The organism is Ornatilinea apprima, assembly GCF_001306115.1.
In the GTDB taxonomy this organism is placed as follows: domain Bacteria; phylum Chloroflexota; class Anaerolineae; order Anaerolineales; family Anaerolineaceae; genus Ornatilinea; species Ornatilinea apprima.
Genome location: NZ_LGCL01000019.1, coordinates 1 through 19,473, shown reverse-complemented (window position 1 = coordinate 19,473; position 19,473 = coordinate 1). Strand labels below are relative to the sequence as shown.

Genomic DNA, 19,473 nt, shown 5'->3' with positions numbered 1-19,473 from the left:
GTGTGAGCCAGAGCGCGGGATTCCCCCCCCGCGCTTTTTTTGTGTGAATGAGCTGGCCTGATATTTGCAACAAGCAGACTGTCTTAACAATTTTTCATGCTGGGATATACTAATATCATGTCGACTGAAATTGAAGCGCAAGAGCGGGAGAAAATCCACGAAGTGCTAAAAACCAGCTTCCCTTTTCGGGGGCTGAGCGATGACCAGATTGAGGTGGTGATTGACCACCTCGGATTCTTGTCACTGGAGCAGGAAGACTATATCTACCAGGAAAATGAGCCGGGAGATGTGGTGTGCATTGTCTATTCAGGGCGGGTGCGGTTGACGGTGTGGAACCCCGAAGATGAGCGCGAAGAGTTAGTGGCGACGCTGAACACGGGCAATGTCTTTGGCCTGGAGACCATGCTGGGTAGAGAATTCAGTACGGGGGCGAAGTCGGTGCGCAAAGCGCAGGTGCTGATTCTGGATCAAGATCACTTGCAGGTATTATTTGAAGAGCTAGGAGAGATTGAAGAAGGGCTGATGCTGCTGGCTGAGAGTTTTGACCTGTGGCAGCAGAAAAACTTTGAATGGCTGAATCCGGGCGAGCCGGTTTATTTTGTGGGGCGGCGACACCCGTTGAAAATGCTGCTCTACCTTGCCCTGCCGGGCCTCGGGTTAATGTTGGGGGTGCCAATTGTGGTTGGGCTGCTTTCTTCCGCACAAAACCTGTTGCTGGCCTGGATTTTGGGCCTGGGCTCCATTGCCGCGCTGCTCTTCTGGATTTTTTGGATTGTGATTGACTATCGCAATGATTATTCGATTATCACCAGCCAGCGCGTGCTGTTCCAGGAAAAGGTGGTGCTGCTGTACGACAGCCGGCGCGAGTCGCCGATTAAGGCCATTCTGGCAATCAGCACGAAAACATCGCAATTAGGCCGGATTTTTGGGTATGGGGACGTGGTGGTGCGCACCTATGCCGGTTTGATTGTTCTGCCAGACCTGCGGTACCCCGACCTGGTGGCGAATGTGTTGGAAGCTGAATGGTCGCGCTACCGCGCCGGGCCATCCAAAGCCGAGCGGCTGAGCAATTTGGAAGGCATGGTGCGGCAGAGGGTGGGGCTGCCGGAAGATCAGGCAGCGCAGTCCAAAGCGGGTGGCGCGGATGAGGAAGAAATGCAGCCAGCGCTGATTCAACCGAGCGAGACACAACGCTTTCTGGCAAACCTGTTTCAACTGCGCTTTGAAAGCGGCGGGGCCATTACCTACCGCAAGCATTGGTTTATTCTGCTTCAACAAGTGGGCAAGCCCAGCCTGGCGCTGTTAGCACTCCTGGCGATTCTGATCGCGCGGATTGCCGGGGCGTTCAGTTTGTTTTCGGTGAGTGGGGTGATGCTGACGGTGTTTTTTCTGGGCTTAATCGCCAGCGGTTGGTGGGTGTATGAGTATCTGGACTGGCGTTACGATTATTACCTGCTGACGGACGAGAGCGTGGTGGATGTGGAAAAGAAACCACTGGGCAAAGAGGAACGCCGCGCCGCGCCGCTCAGGAATATCCAGAGCGTGTCTTTTGAACGCTTGGGTTTAATCGGCTTGATTTTGAATTTTGGAACGGTCACCATCCGGGTGGGGGAAACGGATTTGACCTTTGACAAGGTGTTCAATCCTTCGCAGGTGCAGCAGGAGATTTTTAAGCGCATGGCCGAGCAGGAATACAAGAAAGCCCAGTTAGACCTGCAAAGCGAGTCGGAGCGGTTTGGCGATTGGATTGAAGTGTATGACCGTCTGCGGGCAAATCGGGCTGGACAAATGGGTGGCGAAGAGCAAGAATCGCGGTAAAATAAAGGCGACGGTGAAGGTCTTATTAACAACGGGGCAGACTGCCGAAATTTAATGGAATTGTATTGGAAGGTGTAGGATGACGATACGTGAGATTGCTCTGGTGCCCGAGCCAGTTTTACGCCGCAAAGCGCGCAAACTGACCGATTTTGGCCCGGAGACGCAAAAACTGATTGATGACATGGTTGAAACCATGCGCGAAGCTCCCGGTGTGGGGCTGGCCGCGCCGCAAATTGCTGAATCGCTGCAACTGGTGGTGGTGGAATTTGCGGAAGATGAAGAGAATGAGGACGCCAAGCCGAAGTTGTTCGTGGTGGTCAACCCGGAAATTGTGAAACGCTCAGAAGAGACGGTTATGGGGATTGAAGGCTGCCTTTCCATTCCCGGTTTGGTGGGTGATGTGGAGCGCAATGAATCGGTGGAAATCAAAGCGCTGAACCGTCACGGCAAACCAATCAAAATCAAAGCGAGGGGCTGGTTGGCGAGAATCTTCCAGCATGAAATCGATCACCTGGACGGCGTTTTATACACAGACCGTGCCACACGCGTCTGGCAGCCCAAAGAAGAGGAAGAATTCGAAGACGTTTAGGTTATGTATCTAACCCGCCTGTCGTTAAGCAATTTCCGCGCTTTTACCCGCCTGGATATGGAAATACCCCGGCGGCTTCTTTTGCTGGTAGGGGACAACGCCCAGGGCAAAACCACACTGCTGGAAGCGGTGTATTACCTGGCGGTGTTTACCTCTTTTCAGACCTCCGCAGACCGGCAGGTGATCAATTTTCAATCGGCCGGTGCAGAGCCATTGGCTGTTGCGCGCCTGGTGGCGGAATACCAGCGACTGGGCCAGACGCACCGCCTGGAAGTGCGCGTGATTCAGGATCAAACGGCAGGCAGCGCGGCGCGGGTACGCAAGGAAATTTTGCTGGACGGGGTGAAACGCAGCGCGCAGAAAGCGCTGGGCAACTTTACGGCAGTTATCTTTTTGCCGCAGATGTCGAAAATTGTGGATGGCAGCCCGGATGAGCGCAGACGTTATTTGAATATGGCGCTGTCACAAGGCATTCCGGGGTACGCACAGTCACTGAGCCATTACCAGCAGGTGATCACCCGCCGCAACGCGCTGCTTAAGCTGTTGGCCGAGCGCGGCGGCGATCAGGATCAACTGGCGTATTGGGACGCCTTGCTGGTGCAGCACGGCAGCCAGGTGCTGCAGGCGCGCTTACAGGCAGTGGAAGAGATTGGCAGGCTGGCGCGGCAAATTCACCATCACCTGACCAACGGCAGTGAAGTGTTAAACCTGGCGTTCCAACCGGCTTACGACCCGTACCGCTCGGCAAGCGTGCCGGACGGCGAGGGCGTACTGAAAGACGTCTCAATGGAAGATCTTCAGGCGGGCTTTCGGCGCAGCCTGGTGAAGGCGCGGCGTGAAGAGATTGCCAGGGGAGTAACAACCATTGGGCCGCACCGTGACGAGCTGCGCTTTTTGTGCAACGGGGTTGACCTGGGGGATTACGGATCGCGCGGTCAGATCCGCACGCTGCTGCTTTCGCTGAAGCTGGCCGAAATGGAATGGTTGAAAGCGCGCACGGGCGATTGGCCGGTGCTGCTTCTGGATGAAATTCTGGCCGAGCTGGATCCGCGGCGGAGGACTGACCTGCAGGAATTTCTGTTGGAGCGTGAACAGGCACTGCTTACCACAACTGATTTACACCTGTTTTCGGATGATTTTTTGGGTCAGAGCACGGTGTGGACGATCCGCGAGGGACAGGTGAGTCATCTGAATGGCAGCGTGTTGAGTTAGGTTATCCGACAAGCAGGGATTATAAGGGGGATTTGGAAGGAATGCCCACCCGGCGGGGAAGGTGTTTGGGTGTGGCGGCTACTTTATCCACCACCACCAGATAGCGGTCTTCGGCTACCCCGGAAATTTGCACAGGAATCAATTTATGCAGGCGGCCGCCAAGGATGTGAATGGCGTTCTGCGCGGATTGGGTTTCAGCCGGCCCCGATTCACCCTTTTGGGCAATCATTCCACCGCCGACCCGCACCAGGGGGAGCAGATATTCGGCCAGGATGGGAAGCTGCGCCACGGCGCGGGCAACCGCCCAGTCGTATTTCTCGCGGTGGGCAGGGTCTTGCCCCAACTCTTCGGCGCGGGACTGTAGAACCAGAACGTTTTCCAGTTTCAGGGCGCGCGCCATGTGCTCACAGAAACGGGCTTTTTTGCCGACCGATTCAACCAGGGTCAGCTGCATAGCCGGGAAAAGGATTTTGAGAGGAATGCCAGGGAAACCCGCTCCGGTACCGATATCGACCAGGCGGCTGGGAGGGACTGGTTTCTCGCGCAAAGCCAACAGACAGGATAGCGAATCGATGAAGTGCTTGAGGCGGATGCCCTCCGAATCACGAATGGCGGTGAGGTTAAACTGCGCGTTGTATTCCAACAGCTGTTCCTCATAGGTGATGAAGGCCTGTACCTGGCTGTCGGAGAGCTGCACGCCTAATAAGTCTTTGATGTTTTTGCGGAAATTTTCCATCATCGAGTGGATTATACCTGAGAATCGACGCGTGGCATGCATGATCAACATGGAAAGTTAAGAATTGGATGAAAATTGGGGTCTTGACAGAATTAAAAAATGCGTGATAAACTCAAAGCGTTAATAAAACTCTTACGAAAGGAAATCCGAGAAGATGGAAATGTATAACTTCATTCACACCGCTTCCGTTGGTGCCGCAGCTGTTTGCGGCGGTGTTCAGCTGATTCCTTCTCGGAGTGCGCCTATTCGCTGGTAAGAGAACGGTAAAAGACGTTTGAGCCACGGGAGCACTCCAGCCCCGTGGCTTTTTTGATCTCTGTATGGATCATTGTATCAGGTTGCGGGGCCTCCGTAATCTGATTTTTTATTTTCTGAGGGTGAGCGTATGTTTGGACAGGATCGAACCCAAGAAATTGTTGTAGAAGCGCATTACGCGCCGTCGAATGGCTCCGAATGGATGTGGAATACAAGGAGGCCGAGAATGTTTGAAGTACTGATGCAAGCGAATGGATATCGAGTGGATTATTTCAATCCCAATACGCGCACCCCAAACTCCTTCGCTTTTTATGTGTGTGGAGAGCTGAAAAAGGGCGAACCTTACAGCAAGCAAGCCAAGCGCGATCTTTTTGCGGGGCTGGCATTGCTGGCTAATGAGGTCGGTTGGCAGAACCTGGCAGCGGTGTACCTGGACGTGAGCGGGAAGCGCGGCGCGGAGCGCAAAGCCTTTGAGCAGATGAAAGCTGACGCACGCCGGGGAATGTTCCAGCGGGTCTTTGTGGTGCGGTTGGATGTTTTGCCGGAAGACCTTCCCGATGTGGATGTGCGTGTGCTGGGCCGGGGGTGTCTCTCCCCGCTGGATGGAAAACGGATTATTCCGGTGATGGCTTAGCCCCACCGTGAGCAAAGCCACAAGGGCTAATGAGGAATGTTTTTATGGACTACGCGATTCGTGTAATGGATGTAAGCAAGAAATTTGGCAAGCCTGGTGAACCGTTCTGGAAGCGGCTGCCGTTGTTGAAGCACGTTCAAATGCCTGAAAATAACGGCAATGGTCATGGAAACGGTAACGGCCACGCAGCCGCGCCCCAGGAGGGAAACGGTAACGGAAAAGCCAGCCACGACAAGGAAATTGTGGCGGTTGACCATGTTTCTTTTGATGTGGAAAAGGGTGAGATCTTCGGAGTGTTGGGGCCTAACGGCGGCGGAAAGTCGACTTTGATCCGTTTGATGTCAACGCTGCTGCTGCCCGACAGCGGGCAGATCACCGTGTTTGATATTGACGTGGTGCGCAAGCCAATGGCGGTGCAGCCACTCATCAACCGGGTCTCGGTGGAGGCGTCCTTTTTTAAGAAACTGAGCCCGCTGGAAAATCTGCTGTATGGGGCACGGCTGTATGGCATGGCCGGCAAAGAAACCCGCAAACAGGTGGTTGAAATCCTGACCCGCCTGGGGTTGGAGAAGCGCAGCATTTACAACCCGATGGAAGAAATGTCGCGCGGGATGCAGCAAAAAGTGGCTATCGCGCGGGCGCTGCTCTCGCACCCGCGCCTGCTGCTGCTGGATGAACCAACCACCGGCCTGGACCCCCGCTCGAAGCGCGAAGTGCAGGCGGTGGTGCGCGAATTGTGCCAGGAACACGGCACCACTATTCTGCTCACGACCCACGATATGGTGGAAGCGGAAAACCTGTGCGGGCGCGTGGCGATTATGGACGCGGGCAAGATTGTGGCAATGGACACGCCGCAAGGCTTAAAGAAGCGTGTGCACAACGAAAACGGAAGCGAAACAACCCTGGAGGATGTCTTTCTGGCGCTGACCGGTAAGCAATTGGCCAACAAAGAAGAAGAGGCGAACGAATAATGGAAAGCCTGTTTGAAAGCGAACATTTGAAGATGGGCGGTTTTGAATTGGAAAATGAAGCCGTTTTGGAAGCCGCCTGGAGCTATGATTTGTGTTACGCGCGCTGGTACCGCGGGTTCCCCCTGCGTCCGGTGACCGCCTTTGAGGTCAAGAAGCGGCATGAAGAGCTGTTGAAAGCAATGCGCGAAGGCAATAAGGTATATCACTTCTCGCTGCGAAAACGCGAAGACAACTCATTGGTGGGGTTTGTGCGCATCAATGATGTGTTCTGGTTGCACCGCCTGGGCGCGCTGGAAGCGGCGATTGGCGACCCGGATAGCCATGGGCTGCTGCAAGAAGCCTATTGGCTGGGTCTGCGCTATGCTTTTGATGAACTTAACCTCCACCGCGTTGGCGTGGAAACACCGGGGTACGACACGCGCTCTGTGCAGGCCTGCGAAGCAGTGGGCATGTCTTTAGAGGTGCGGCAGCGGCGCATGGCATTTTTCGCTAACCGGTACTGGGATCTGCTGCAATACGGCATGCTGCGCAGCGAGTGGAACCAAAGCGAGGGAAAGCATGTCTGAATTTCAATGGATGGGCGAGCGTATTCGGCTGGCAACGCCCGACCTGGATGCGGATGCCCCCATTTACCAGAGCTGGTGTTACAACACAGCCTTCAAACGGCTTTCCTCAGCGGCAGCCAGCACCATTGTTGCCAAAGAGCAATTGGAAGGGTGGATGCAGGGCCAGGCAGAGGACACGCTGGACTGGATGATCCATACCCTGGAAGATGGCCGGTTAGTGGGGCGGGTTGGGCTGGAAGATTTTGGGGCTTTTCCCTGCAACGGCTGGTTGAGCATCGAGATTGGCGATCCAAAAGACTGGAACTGCGGTTATGGAACTGAAGCCACGCGTCTGGTGCTGCGCCATGGGTTTGCTTTCCTGAACCTGCAGCGGATTTCTCTGGCAGTGGCGGCGTTCAACGAGCGCGCCATCCATGTGTATGAAAAGTTCGGGTTTGTGGAAGAGGGCCGCCAGCGTGAGGCGCTGGACCGGGATGGAAAGCGCTGGGATCTGGTCTTGATGGGGTTGCTGCGAGATGACTGGGTGGAAGCATGAACAATAAATTTTTGCAGGGCGGGCGTATCACGCTGCGCATGCCGGACCATGAGAAAGATCATCGGCTGTATGAACGCTGGAGTTTTGACCGTGAGTTCATGCACCTATGGGGGGCCGGTCCAACCACTCCGTTAAGCGCGGATGTGCAGAAGGAATTTCTGGAAAATGGCATGCAGTCGTGCGTGGTCTTTAATATTTGCTTGCGCGACGACGGGCGTGTAATTGGCCAGGTGGACTTAAGTGAGTTCGATCCAGTTGCTGGCAACGCCTGGCTGGGCATTGGAATTGGGGATCGCGCTTACTGGAACAACGGCTACGGCAGCGAGGCGATGAAAGTGCTGATGCGCTACAGTTTTGAGGTGCTGGGCTTGCAGCGCATCAGCTTGAGCGTGTTTGAGTATAATCTGCGCGCCTTGCATGTCTACGAAAAAATGGGTTTTGTGGAAGAAGGCCGCCTGCGCGGATTTTTAGAGCGCGATGGGCGGCGTTGGGATTTAATCTTTTTCGGGCTGCTGCGAGAAGAGTGGGCTTCCTGGCAGACAGCTTTAGTGTGAGGTGAAGGATGACAACTCTGGTATTGCAACTGCGAGCATCGTATGCCTTTGTGGAACGCAACCTCAATCTGGTGCGGCGTTACTGGTCGTGGGAAATGGTGTGGATGGTGTATTCCATCGCCGACAGCCTGGCGGTGAGCTTTATTGGCCTGGGCATGGAGCAAATCGGTGGAGGCAGTAATGTGGACACCGATTTCCTGGTCCTGTATCTTCTGATCGGAACGCTGGTGTGGCGCTTTCTTTCCACAATCTTCTATTGGATCACGGATGTGATCTCGGTTGAGCGCTGGGAAGGAACGATTGAGTACACGTTGATGGCGCCGGTGCGACGGATTACGCATATCTCCGGGCAAACCCTCTTTTCTATGGCGTATGCGATGTTTTTCACCGGCGTGATTCTGACGGTGGTCTCAATGATCCTCGACGTGGATTTGAGCCAGGCCAACCTGTTCAGCGGCGCGGTGATGTTGATGGCGGGCAGCTTTTCTTTTGTGGGGATCAGCGTGATTGCCTCGGTGCTGCCGTTGCTGTTCCCCGAGCGCGGGGCGCAGATGACGCATGTGATTATCGCTCTGCTACTGCTGATTTCCGGTGTATACTACCCGATTAATGTGCTGCCCGGATTCTTGCAAAAGCTGGCGGTGTTCAGCCCGGCAACGTATGTGCTGGATGGCGTGCGCAAGGCGCTGCTGGAAGGGACGGATGTAGCCGGCTTGTGGCCGAATATCTGGCCGGTGTTGTTGTTTGGCGCGGGGTTAATCCCATTAGGATTGTGGATTTTCCGGCAGGCGGAATATTATGCCAAGCGGAAGGGAAAACTGCACCGCAACGGATAAGGGAAGATGGAAGAGAGACCTATGAAAAACGGGATTTGGAAATTTCTAGGAGAAGACCCGGGTTTACCGGGGCTGACGTTTCGACCGGTGAACGTCGAAGAAGAAAAGTGCCAGATTGATGAGGTGATCGCGCGCAGCTGCCGTGCGGATGGTATGGATGTGGGACGCCAGATGCGCAGCTGCGGCTGGCGCCCGCTTACGGGCGCGCAGGCGGTTGATCACCGAGAATCAGTGGCTGCAGAATTGAACGGGCGCATGGTGGCCTACGCTGAGCTGCGCCCGATGGCAGGCGAGGGACAGATCGGGCTGATTTACCAAATGGATGGGTATGTGCTTCCGGAGTGGCGCTGCTGTGGAATTGGCAGCGCGTTGAGCGAGCACATTGAGGAAGTTTGCCGACGCCTTGAGCATAAAGCCGAGCCGCGCCTGGATGCCTGCGCGCGTGGGGTGATGACCAGCCGCCGCCAGCTGCTGCAAGACCGCGGCTTCATAATCTGGCGCTACCGGTTTGAGTTTATTCATTCGAACCTGAGCGGCGTGCAGGCGCGAGAGATGCCAGCCGGATGGGAGGTGTCTGACGAGCAGGGAGAGCAAGCAAAGCTGTTGGAAATTCGCCAGAACGGTATTCCAGCCGCGACGGTGCATCTCTTTGCTGATGGGATGGAACACTGCCAACCGGGCAAAGAAATTGGTTACCTGGAGATCGAGCCACTTGAGGGAACACACCTCGACCCGGAGATGATGGGCGCGATCCTCTCGCGAGGCCTGGCGGCTTCTCATGCGCGGGGCCTGCAGCAGGTGTTGGTGAATGTGGATGTAAACCTGCCCGAAAACGCGTTTGACTTCGGGCTGTATGTTGAATTGGGATTTCAACTGGACCACCGCTTATTGATGTACCGAAAAAACTTGTGAGCGGCTTGGGAGATCGGTATGGAAACGTGGAAAACGAACAAAGATGGGCTGGTCTTCCGATCGTATACCGGCGAGGCGGATCTGCCGGAATTGGTGAGCGTGTTTAATGCATCCAGCCAGGCGGATAAAGCCGATTGGGTCACCAACCTGGTGGAAATGAGCAAGGAATACCAACCGGGAGAGCATTTTGATCCGCAGCGCGACAGCGTGCTGGTGGAAAGGGATGGCCGGTTGGTGGCGTTTGGAGAGGTACGCCATTATTATCAACAAGAAAGTGGAAGCTGGCAACACCGCGTAGACGGTCTGGTGCGGCCAGACTGGCGCGGGCACGGGATTGGCAGCGCGCTGCTGGAGCAGCTGCGGGGTGTCTGCGCTGGTTTGGCTGAAAGCGGCCAGAGTGAGGTGGGACACCGGCTGCACACCTACGCTTGGGGCACGCAGACAGCGCGGTTGGCGTTTTTAGAGGCGGCGGGTTTTTCGCCGGTGGAATTTATGTACAGCATGACGCGAACAAACCTGAACGAGATTACCATCACCGATCTGCCAGAAGGGCTGCAAACGCGCGCGGTGCTGCGCAGCGACGCGCGCGACTTGTGGAATTTGTTCAATGAAGCGTTTCTGGATCATCCGGGATTCTTTAGGCAAAATGAAGCGGATTTTCTTGAATGGGAAAGCAGCAGCTATTTTGACCCGGAATTGTGTGTAGCGGCCTGGGAAGGGGAGCGCATGGTGGGAATGGTGATCAACCACATCGATGCGGTGGAAAACCGCGAGATGAGGCGCGAGCGCGGGTATTTGATGCGCATAGCCACTCTACGGGAGTGGCGCAAGCGCGGCGTGGCGCGGGCGCTGATTGGGCATAGCTTGAAGCTTCTTAACCAAAAAGGCTGCAACGAGGCGGCGCTGCGGGTCAACGTACGCAATCCTACCGGCGCGCTGCATTTGTATGAGTCACTCGGATTCGTGGTTACTTCGCAGTTGAAGATCATGGAAATGGATTTGAAAGCCGGGCTGCCATAAGTATATGCGCGCCTTTGACAGATGGATGGAATGGGGTAGAATCGGGGGATTGGAGGAGCACGTATGATGGAAAACCATTCGATCCAGGCGGTGATCTGGGATATGGGCGGGGTGCTGGTGCGCACGGAAGACTACCACCCGCGTGAGGCGCTGGCGGCGCAGTTCGGTATGACGCGTCTAGAACTGGAAGATCTGGTGTTCACTGGTGAAAGCGCTGATCTGGCCTCGGTGGGTAAAATCAGCTACCGTGATCACTTCGCGAAGATTAGCCGCGCGCTGCGGCTTTCACCACAGGCGTTGGAGGCATTTGAGCGCGCTTTTTGGGCTGGTGACCGCATGGATTGGGAATTGATTTCCTTTATTAAAAACTTGCGTCCCGATTTGAAAACCGGCCTATTGAGCAACGCCTGGTCTGAAACCCGCAGTATTGTTGAGCGCGCTTATTCTTTCGCGTTTGACCATGTGTTTGACACCACTGTGTTCTCTGCGGATGTGGGCTTAATGAAACCTCAGGCGGAGATTTACCGGCTGGTGCTGGAGCGCTTGAACTGCCCGGCGAAACGCGCGGTGTTCATTGATGATATGCCGGGTAATATCGAGGGGGCACGGGCGGTTGGCTTGCGGGGGATTCGCTTTACGAGCCATGAGCAGACGATCTCTGAGTTGCGAGCTATGCTGGCCGATGAGTGATGTTGAAATTCTGAACCTGCCTGATGGAGGCGTGCTGCGCATTGGCGTCGTAGCGGATACGCATGTGCCAGACCGGGTCGTTGGATTGCACCCAGCTTTGCTGAGCACGCTGCAGCAAGAAAAGGTGGATTATATTTTTCACGCCGGTGATATTTGCGACGAGCAGATCGAAACGCAGTTGTCAAAGGTCGCGCCGGTGCGCGCTGTGTTGGGTAACCGCGATTGGCTTTACGGGCGCAAGCTGCCGCATGTGTATCGCTTTGAGGTGAATGGCACGCGGGGGGTGCTAATGCACGGCCAGGGAACGTTTTTGGATTATTGGTGGGATAAGGTTTGGTACACGCTGGAGGGATATCGCTTTGCGCGCTATCGCAAGACGTTGGAGAAAATGGCGCCAGACTGCGACCTATTCATTTTTGGCCACACACACCGGGCTGAAAATATGGTTGAGGATGGTCGCTGGTTCTTTAATCCCGGCTGCGCCAGCTCACCTAAATACCGGCGCGGGCCTTCGATAGGGGTGTTGCAATTTGAGCTGGGAAAGGCCCCCCAAGGGAAGATCATCACTCTGGATGGCGCTTTTCTGGAAGGGAGAAACTGGAAAACCAACAAATAGAAATTTGGTAGTACAATTTAACCCAATTTCCCCCTAATTTTTCCATTTTGGTGCTTGACCTTAATGTTCCTGCTTGTTATAATTACTCTTTGCGCAATCAGGCTATGATTGTCCGTATTGTGTGTGTTGTCAGGTATTATTAATCCAGCCAGGTTTTTTATTATCAGGAGAGGCTCATGGCGTCTGTATTGCAGGAAAAATCTTACGCGCGTATCCCCGTTATTTACAATCTCCCCGACCTGATCGAAGTCCAGATTGAATCCTTCGAGCGACTGAAAAAAGATAATTTACGAGATCTTTTCAACGAAATTTCACCCATTGAATCGTACAACAAGGGAATGAAGTTGTATTTCCCCTGCGATCTCCCTGAAGCGGAAGGGCTGTCTTACCGCTTTGAGGAGCCGAAACATTCGATTGACGAGTGCGTTGAAAAAGACCTGACCTATGCCAGCCCGCTGTATGTATCGGTGCTGCTGGCGGGTCCCGAAGTCCCCGAACCGATCAAGCAAGACATCTTCATGGGCGATTTCCCGGAGATGACGGACAAGGGTACGTTTATCATCAATGGAACCGAGCGTGTGGTTGTATCGCAGTTGATCCGCTCGCCAGGCGTTTACTTTGAAGCGCCGGTGGACCGATCGACCGGTCATAAGCTGTCCATGGCGAAGTTGATCCCCGACCGCGGGGCATGGATGGAATTTGAAACCCGCAAAAACGATTACATCATTTTGAAGTTCAATCGAAAGCGCACAGTACCGATCACCATTTTCTTGCGCGCCCTGGCGGCGGTGGATGATGGCATGATCGATTCTCCAATTAAAGATGGCAGCGATGAAGAATTGATGGCGCTGTTCCAGGATGTGGACAACAACCCGGATCGCCTGTTTATCGCCTCGAGCATTCGCCAGGAACCACCCTGGGACCTGACCGGCGGAACCACGATTGCTGAAGCGGCGTTGATTGAGTTCTTCAAGCGCATGCGCCCAGGCGATCCGGCCACGCTGGAAAACGCCAAGGAATTCCTGGAAGAGCAGTTGTTCGATCACCGCCATTATGACCTGGATAACGTTGGCCGGTACAAGCTGAACCAGCGCCTGGATCTGATGGACAAAGTGCCGATGGCGCGCCGCAATGTAACCAAGTACGATGTGGTGTACCTGGTGCGGCGCATGATTATGATTAATAACAACCTGGCTGACAAAGACGACATCGATCATCTGGGCAACCGCCGCGTGAAAACCGTGGGCGAGTTGATTCAAAACAAACTGCGCATTGGCATGCGCCGTATGGAGCGGGTGATTAAAGAACGTATGTCGATTCGCGATCAGGACCAGGTAACCCCGGTGAGCCTGATCAACATCCGGCCGGTAGTAGCTGCGCTGCGCGAGTTCTTCGGGTCGAGCCAGCTTTCACAGTTTATGGACCAGACCAACCCGCTGGCTGAGCTGCGCCACAAACGCACGCTCTCGGCTCTGGGCCCGGGCGGTTTGCGCCGCGAGCGCGCCGGTTTCGATGTGCGCGATGTGCACCATTCGCACTACGGCCGCATCTGCCCCATTGAGACGCCGGAAGGCCCGAACATTGGTTTGATTGGACGTCTGGGCAACTACGCGCGGGTGAATGAATATGGCTTCATCGAGACCCCTTACCGCCGGGTGATCAAGCAATTGTCTGTTGACGACCCGCGTTTAGTTGGGCGCATTTTGCGCAGCGATACAATCAAAGACGAAGAGACTGGCGAGGTGCTCTACTTAAAAGGTGAGCGGGTAACCAAAGATACTCTTTCGGCGATTGTCCAATGGCACAAAGCCCAGGGTAAAGATTTTGTCTTTGTTGTTCCCTTTGTGTCTGATGAGGTAGAGTATCTTTCGGCTGACGCGGAAGACAAGTTCATCATCGCTCAGGCCAACTCACTTCTAAACCGAAATAACGAATTTGAGCGCACGCGTATTTCCTGCCGTGTTCACTCCGACTTTGAAATTCACCCGCCAGATGCGATCAACTATATGGACATTGCTCCCCACCAGGTTGTGGGTGTCAGCGCGGCGCTGATTCCCTTCCTGGAGCACGATGACGCCAACCGCGCGCTGATGGGTTCGAACATGATGGCGCAGGCGGTTCCGCTGGTAACTCCTGATATTCCGTTGATTTCGACGGGTATGGAGTCGTTTGCGGCGCGCGATTCGGGCCAGGTGCTGGTAGCTGAAGGCGACGGCGAGGTGATCTCGGTGACTGGGCGCAAGATTGTGGTGCGGACCGAAAACGGCGATCTGCGCACCTATCAACTGCGCAAGTACCAGCGCTCGAACCAGAGTACTTGCATTGACCAGCGCCCGGCGGTGGTGAAAGGGCAGCGCGTAAAACGCGGTGATGTTCTGGCCGATTCTTCCTCGACGGTGGATGGCAAGCTGGCCCTGGGCCAGAATGTGGTCATCGCGTTCGTTTCCTGGGAAGGCGGCAACTTTGAAGACGCGATTTTGATCTCTGAGCGTCTGGTGCAAGATGACCGCTTCACTTCCGTGCACATTGAGAAACACGAAGTGGAAGCGCGCGACACCAAGCTGGGCCCCGAAGAAATTACCCGCGACATTCCCAATGTGGGTGAAGACGCGATCAAAGACCTGGACGAACACGGTATCATCCGTGTGGGCGCCGAAGTTGGCCCGAATGATATTCTGGTCGGCAAGATCACCCCGAAAGGCGAGAAGGAACTGACCCCCGAAGAGCGCCTGTTGCGCGCCATTTTCGGTGAGAAATCGCGTGATGTGAAAGACACTTCGCTGCGCATGCCGCACGGCGAGCGCGGTAAGGTGGTGGATGTGAAAGTTTTCACGCGTGAAGACAACGCCGACCTATCGGCTGGCGTGGATATGATGGTGCGCGTGTCTGTAGCACAGCGCCGCAAGATCACCGCGGGCGATAAGATGGCCGGACGGCATGGGAACAAAGGTGTGGTCTCGCGTGTGGTGCCGGTGGAAGATATGCCGTTCCTGGAAGATGGAACTCCGGTGGATATCATCCTTAACCCGTTGGGTGTGCCAGGCCGTATGAACATTGGTCAGATTCTGGAAGCGCATTTAGGCTGGGCAGCTAACCGGCTGGGTTTCCGTGCGCTGACGCCGGTGTTTGACGGCGCGAATGAATTGGAAATCGAAGCAGAACTGGCGCGGGCCTGGCTGATTGATTATGCCTGGGCGCGTGTTGCCGACACAGCTTGGGAATGGATCAAGGAGCAGGAAGCCTACACTCCTGAGGCGTTCCGTGATGATGATGAAGTCCGCATGCTGTATGTGGAGCAGTGGCTAGGTGAGCGCGGCTACGATATGTACGAGCTGAAGGACAACGACGCGCTGGCGCGCCGCTCGGTGCTGCGTGAATGGTTAAAAGACCAGGGCTACGATGCGGATAGCATGCTTGACTTTGAGAATGTGCCGGCGGGCGCCGAGCAGATCCGCCCTGTGGATCAGAATATGATTCAAGCGTGCTTGAAAATTTGGCTGGAGAATGAAGGCCAGGAAGTAACAGGAACCACGCTGGATGAAATCCGCGAAGCCGCTGAGAAATATATGACTGAGACCGGCAAACCCACCCCGGTGCTGGGCAAGCAAATTTTGTGGGACGGCAAGACCGGTGAGGCGTATGACAACCCGGTGACGGTGGGTGTGATGACCATGCTCAAACTGCACCACCTGGTGGAGGATAAAGTTCACGCGCGTTCCACTGGCCCGTACAGCCTGGTTACGCAGCAGCCCCTGGGCGGTAAAGCGCAGTTTGGTGGTCAGCGCTTCGGTGAAATGGAAGTGTGGGCGCTGGAAGCTTACGGCGCGGCCTACACCCTACAGGAAATGCTGACGGTGAAGTCGGACGACGTGGTTGGGCGTGTCAATACCTATGAGGCAATTGTCAAAGGCGAGCAAATTGAAGAACCCAGCCTGCCGGCTTCGTTCCGCGTGCTGGTAAAAGAATTGCAAAGCCTGGGCCTGGCCGTGGAAGCGGTGATGGATAGCGGAGAAGTGATCCGCTTCGGTAAAGATGAAGAACGAGTGCGGCCTCCAAAGATTGATATCGGCTTGCTAGGGCTTGGAAAAGACCTGGGCGAGGTCGTGTAGGCCAGAAGGCGCGCATCTTGACGATGGGTTGCGCGCATGTTATAATCGTTTCTCGTTGCCCTGAGAAGGGTGGGCTCATCGCGCGTTAATTGGCGAGGTTAAGCCCTGGAATGTGGAACCAAGGCGAGGCCATCGGAACAATGATGGCCTCACTTATTGGAAAAAATGTTTTATTCGCAGCTGTAAATCTTAGAGTGGAGGCAAGAAAGTGCCAACGATCAATCAATTGATCCGCAAAGGTCGTGAGACCAAAAAGGTAAAAAGCAAAGCGCCTGCTCTGCAATTTACCTACAACTCGATGAAGCAGCGCCGTGTTCGTCAGGCGGGTGGCGCGCCCCAGAAGCGTGGTGTATGCACCGTTGTGCGTACCATGACCCCCAAGAAACCGAACTCAGCTCTGCGGAAAATCGCTCGTGTGCGCCTGTCAAACACCATTGAAGTAACGGCTTACATCCCTGGTGAAGGCCATTCCCTGCAGGAGCACTCCGTGGTGATGGTGCGTGGTGGTCGTGTGAAAGACCTGCCTGGCGTGCGTTACCATATTGTGCGCGGAACGTTGGACACCACTGGTGTGAACAACCGCAAGCAGGCCCGGTCGAAATACGGCACCAAACGGGCAAAGAAATAAGCCTGAAGTGAAATAGGAATTGACGGAGAATTATTCATGCGCAGGACTAAACCAGAAAAAAGGGAAATTGCTCCCGATGTGCGCTTCAACAGCGTGACGGTTTCTTTCTTGATCAATCGGATCATGAAAAACGGAAAGAAAAGCGGCGCGACATCTATGATGTATGAAGCGATGGATATTGTCAAAGCCAAAACGGGTAAAGAGCCGATGGAAGTGCTTGAAACGGCATTAAAGAACGTTGGCCCGATTATGGAAGTTCGCCCCCGACGTGTTGGCGGTGCGACTTACCAGGTCCCGATGGAAGTCCCTTCTCACCGCCGGATGACGCTTGCTATGCGTTGGATCCTGGATGCCTCACGGGCACGCTCCGGGAAATCCTTCGCTGAGAAGTTGGCTGCCGAGATTCTGGATGCGGCTAGCAACCAGGGTTCAGCAATTCGAAAACGCGAAGAAACGCACAAGATGGCGGAAGCCAACCGCGCGTTCTCGCATTACCGCATGTAGGCTTAGCAGGCTTAGGTCGTAAGTCAGGAAGTTGATACAGGTAGTTTGAGATGTCTCGAGAGTACGCTTTAGATCGTTACCGAAATATCGGAATTATCGCCCACATTGACGCAGGGAAAACAACAACAACCGAGCGTATTTTGTTTTACGCTGGGAAAACGTATCGGATTGGATCGGTGGACGATGGCACTACCGTAACCGATTGGATGGTGCAAGAGCGCGAGCGAGGCATCACAATTGTATCTGCGGCGGTAAGCGCGGAATGGAAAGGGTATCAGATTAACCTGATTGATACCCCAGGGCATATTGATTTTACAGCAGAAGTGCAGCGATCGCTGCGCGTGCTGGATGGTGGCGTGGTGGTTTTTGACGCTACCCAGGGTGTGGAGCCACAGAGTGAAACGGTCTGGCGACAGGCTGACAGGTATAAGGTTCCGCGTATTTGTTTTATCAACAAAATGGATCGGGTTGGCGCTTCATTCGAAGGTTCGATTCAGTCGATCAAAGATCGTTTAGGCGCTAACCCGATTGCCATGCAGCTCCCCATCGGTTTTGAAGCCGCCTTTAAGGGTGCGGTTGATCTGGTGACGATGAAGGCCATCTTATTTGAGGATGAGCTGGGCAAAGAACCGATCGTAACCGACATTCCGGCGGATCTAGTGAAGGAAGCCGAAGAAGCGCGCGCAAAAATGATCGAGCAGGTTGCTGAGCTGGATGACGACTTGATCGTTAAATATCTGGAAAACGAGCCGATCAGTGAAGAGGAGCTGAAAGCTGCTCTGCGACGCGCGGTGATTGCCAGTAAAGCAACGGCGGTTTTTTGTGGTTCTTCCTTGAAGAATAAAGGCGTTCAGCCGCTGATTGACGCGGTGGTGGATTATCTGCCGTCGCCGCTGGATGTTCCGGCTGTGAAGGGCACGCATGCGAAGACCGGCGAGGAAATTGAGCGCCATCCTGACGATGACGCACCCGCCAGCGCCCTGGTTTTCAAAATTGTTACCGATCCGTATGTAGGCCGACTGGCATATATTCGCGTTTACTCGGGTGTGGTTAAACAGGGCGGCCAATTGCTGAACCCCGGCAAAGACAAAAAGGAACGTGTTGGACGTCTGATTCGCATGTATGCTGACCGCCGCGAGGATATTGAAGAAGTGCGCGCGGGCGACATTGCCGCCATTTTGGGTCTGAAATACAGCTTCACGGGCGACACCCTCAGTGACTCGGACAAGCCGATTGTTCTGGAAAGCATTTCGTTCCCCGAGCCGGTGATTTCGGTGGCGATTGAGCCGAAGACGGCTGGCGACCAGGATAAGATGGGTGACGCTTTGTACAAATTGTCGCAAGAAGATCCCACCTTTCGCGTTCACGTGGATGAAAGCACCGGCCAAACCGTAATTTCTGGCATGGGCGAGCTGCACCTGGATGTTTTGGTTGACCGCATGCTGCGCGAGTTCCGCGTACAGGCGAATGTTGGCCGCACGCGCGTGTCGTACCGCGAAACGATTACCCGGCCGGTAGAGAAGATCAGCTACCGTTATGTTAAACAATCGGGCGGGCGGGGTATGTACGGACACGTTGTGTTTGATATGACGCCCCTGGAACGTGGTAATGGCGTGCAGTTTGAAAACAAAATTGTGGGTGGAACGGTTCCGAAGGAATACATCCCGGCTATTGAAAAAGGTATTAATGAAGCGGCTGAGAGCGGTATTCTGGCCGGATACCCGGTGACGGATGTGAAGGTAACTCTGACCGACGGTTCTTACCACGAAGTTGATTCGAATGAAATGGCCTTTAAGATGGCTTCGGCGTTTGCCTTCCGCGAAGGTTTTGAGAAGGGCAAACCGGTTTTGCTGGAGCCGATTATGAAGGTGGAAGTAATCATCCCGCAGGATTATCTTGGGGATGTGTTAGGCCAGTTGAGCTCGCGACGAGCTGAGATTCAGGGCATGGATATGCGCCAGGGTAACAGCCAGGCGATCCGCGCGCTGGTGCCGCTGGCCGAGTTGTTTGGATATACAACGGAGCTGCGCTCTGCAACACAGGGCCGTGGGGTATTCTCGATGGAATTTAATCATTATGCCCCTGTATCTGAGGCTGTGGCAAAGCAGGTCCTCAATCGATAAAACTTATCAGGAATAATTTTCAGGGAGAATAAGAGCATATGGCGAAGCAGAAATTTGAGCGGAACAAACCGCACCTCAATGTGGGCACCATGGGCCACATTGACCACGGCAAGACGACCTTGACCGCGGCGATCACCAAGTACTGCGCGATGCTGGGCGGCGCGG

General features: G+C 54.7%; 19 protein-coding genes. 18 read left to right on the top strand and 1 reads right to left on the bottom strand.

The annotated features are described in order from the left end of the window. Positions 1-117 precede the first annotated feature (117 nt). The 3 genes from ADN00_RS07040 to recF all read left to right on the top strand — a co-directional run bounded on the left by ADN00_RS07040 (position 118) and on the right by recF (position 3,619). On the top strand, positions 118-1,818 hold the full coding sequence (locus ADN00_RS07040; protein WP_075062259.1) for a cyclic nucleotide-binding domain-containing protein: 1,701 nt from the start codon (positions 118-120) through the stop codon (positions 1,816-1,818). Between the two features lie 79 nt (positions 1,819-1,897). Further along, positions 1,898-2,407, top strand: coding sequence for a peptide deformylase (def, locus tag ADN00_RS07035; RefSeq protein WP_075062258.1), 510 nt, complete (start codon positions 1,898-1,900; stop codon positions 2,405-2,407). Between the two features lie 3 nt (positions 2,408-2,410). Then, positions 2,411-3,619 carry a DNA replication/repair protein RecF gene (gene recF, locus ADN00_RS07030; RefSeq protein WP_075062257.1) on the top strand — a complete coding sequence of 403 codons (1,209 nt, stop codon included), beginning with the start codon at positions 2,411-2,413 and terminating at the stop codon, positions 3,617-3,619. A 19-nt stretch (positions 3,620-3,638) separates the two neighbouring features. On the opposite strand, the gene rsmG is transcribed toward recF, so the two are convergent. Continuing rightward, on the bottom strand, positions 3,639-4,358 hold the full coding sequence (gene rsmG / locus ADN00_RS07025) for a 16S rRNA (guanine(527)-N(7))-methyltransferase RsmG (protein WP_075062256.1): 720 nt from the start codon (positions 4,356-4,358) through the stop codon (positions 3,639-3,641). 478 nt (positions 4,359-4,836) lie between these two features. Here rsmG and ADN00_RS07020 point away from each other — a divergent pair, with 478 nt between their 5' ends. The 15 genes from ADN00_RS07020 to ADN00_RS06950 all read left to right on the top strand — a co-directional run. Further along, the gene (locus ADN00_RS07020; protein ID WP_075062255.1) at positions 4,837-5,244 is read left to right on the top strand and encodes a recombinase family protein; all 408 of its coding nucleotides are present in this window, start codon (positions 4,837-4,839) and stop codon (positions 5,242-5,244) included. 44 nt (positions 5,245-5,288) lie between these two features. Next, a complete protein-coding gene (locus ADN00_RS07015) occupies positions 5,289-6,215 on the top strand; it encodes an ABC transporter ATP-binding protein (RefSeq protein WP_201781159.1) in 927 nt (308 codons plus the stop codon). After that, positions 6,215-6,781 (top strand): GNAT family N-acetyltransferase, encoded by a 567-nt coding sequence (locus ADN00_RS07010; protein ID WP_075062254.1) that lies wholly within the window; start codon positions 6,215-6,217, stop codon positions 6,779-6,781. Before ADN00_RS07015 ends, ADN00_RS07010 begins: the two co-directional genes overlap by 1 nt. Then, on the top strand, positions 6,774-7,316 hold the full coding sequence (locus tag ADN00_RS07005) for a GNAT family N-acetyltransferase (protein ID WP_075062253.1): 543 nt from the start codon (positions 6,774-6,776) through the stop codon (positions 7,314-7,316). The genes ADN00_RS07010 and ADN00_RS07005 overlap by 8 nt, the downstream gene beginning before the upstream one ends. Continuing rightward, complete coding sequence (locus tag ADN00_RS07000; protein ID WP_075062252.1) at positions 7,313-7,870, top strand: GNAT family N-acetyltransferase; 558 nt, start codon at positions 7,313-7,315, stop codon at positions 7,868-7,870. The genes ADN00_RS07005 and ADN00_RS07000 overlap by 4 nt, the downstream gene beginning before the upstream one ends. A gap of 8 nt (positions 7,871-7,878) precedes the next feature. Beyond that, positions 7,879-8,706 carry an ABC transporter permease gene (locus tag ADN00_RS06995; RefSeq protein WP_075062251.1) on the top strand — a complete coding sequence of 276 codons (828 nt, stop codon included), beginning with the start codon at positions 7,879-7,881 and terminating at the stop codon, positions 8,704-8,706. Between the two features lie 21 nt (positions 8,707-8,727). Further along, positions 8,728-9,618, top strand: coding sequence for a GNAT family N-acetyltransferase (locus ADN00_RS06990; RefSeq protein WP_075062250.1), 891 nt, complete (start codon positions 8,728-8,730; stop codon positions 9,616-9,618). Positions 9,619-9,636: 18 nt separating this feature from the next. Then, complete coding sequence (locus tag ADN00_RS06985; protein ID WP_075062249.1) at positions 9,637-10,638, top strand: GNAT family N-acetyltransferase; 1,002 nt, start codon at positions 9,637-9,639, stop codon at positions 10,636-10,638. Between the two features lie 63 nt (positions 10,639-10,701). Next, complete coding sequence (locus ADN00_RS06980) at positions 10,702-11,328, top strand: HAD family hydrolase (RefSeq protein WP_075062248.1); 627 nt, start codon at positions 10,702-10,704, stop codon at positions 11,326-11,328. Continuing rightward, positions 11,321-11,944 (top strand): metallophosphoesterase family protein, encoded by a 624-nt coding sequence (locus tag ADN00_RS06975; RefSeq protein ID WP_075062247.1) that lies wholly within the window; start codon positions 11,321-11,323, stop codon positions 11,942-11,944. Before ADN00_RS06980 ends, ADN00_RS06975 begins: the two co-directional genes overlap by 8 nt. Positions 11,945-12,120: 176 nt before the next feature. Then, on the top strand, positions 12,121-16,053 hold the full coding sequence (gene rpoB, locus ADN00_RS06970; protein ID WP_075062246.1) for a DNA-directed RNA polymerase subunit beta: 3,933 nt from the start codon (positions 12,121-12,123) through the stop codon (positions 16,051-16,053). A 208-nt stretch (positions 16,054-16,261) separates the two neighbouring features. After that, positions 16,262-16,681: a 30S ribosomal protein S12 gene (rpsL, locus tag ADN00_RS06965; RefSeq protein ID WP_075062245.1), complete on the top strand. Its 420-nt coding sequence runs from the start codon at positions 16,262-16,264 to the stop codon at positions 16,679-16,681. A 36-nt stretch (positions 16,682-16,717) separates the two neighbouring features. After that, positions 16,718-17,185, top strand: coding sequence for a 30S ribosomal protein S7 (rpsG, locus tag ADN00_RS06960; protein WP_075062244.1), 468 nt, complete (start codon positions 16,718-16,720; stop codon positions 17,183-17,185). 50 nt (positions 17,186-17,235) lie between these two features. Next, positions 17,236-19,308, top strand: coding sequence for an elongation factor G (gene fusA / locus ADN00_RS06955; RefSeq protein ID WP_075062243.1), 2,073 nt, complete (start codon positions 17,236-17,238; stop codon positions 19,306-19,308). A gap of 38 nt (positions 19,309-19,346) precedes the next feature. Continuing rightward, positions 19,347-19,473 (top strand): GTP-binding protein (locus ADN00_RS06950; protein WP_236691495.1); only part of this gene is annotated, 127 nt, incomplete at its 3' end.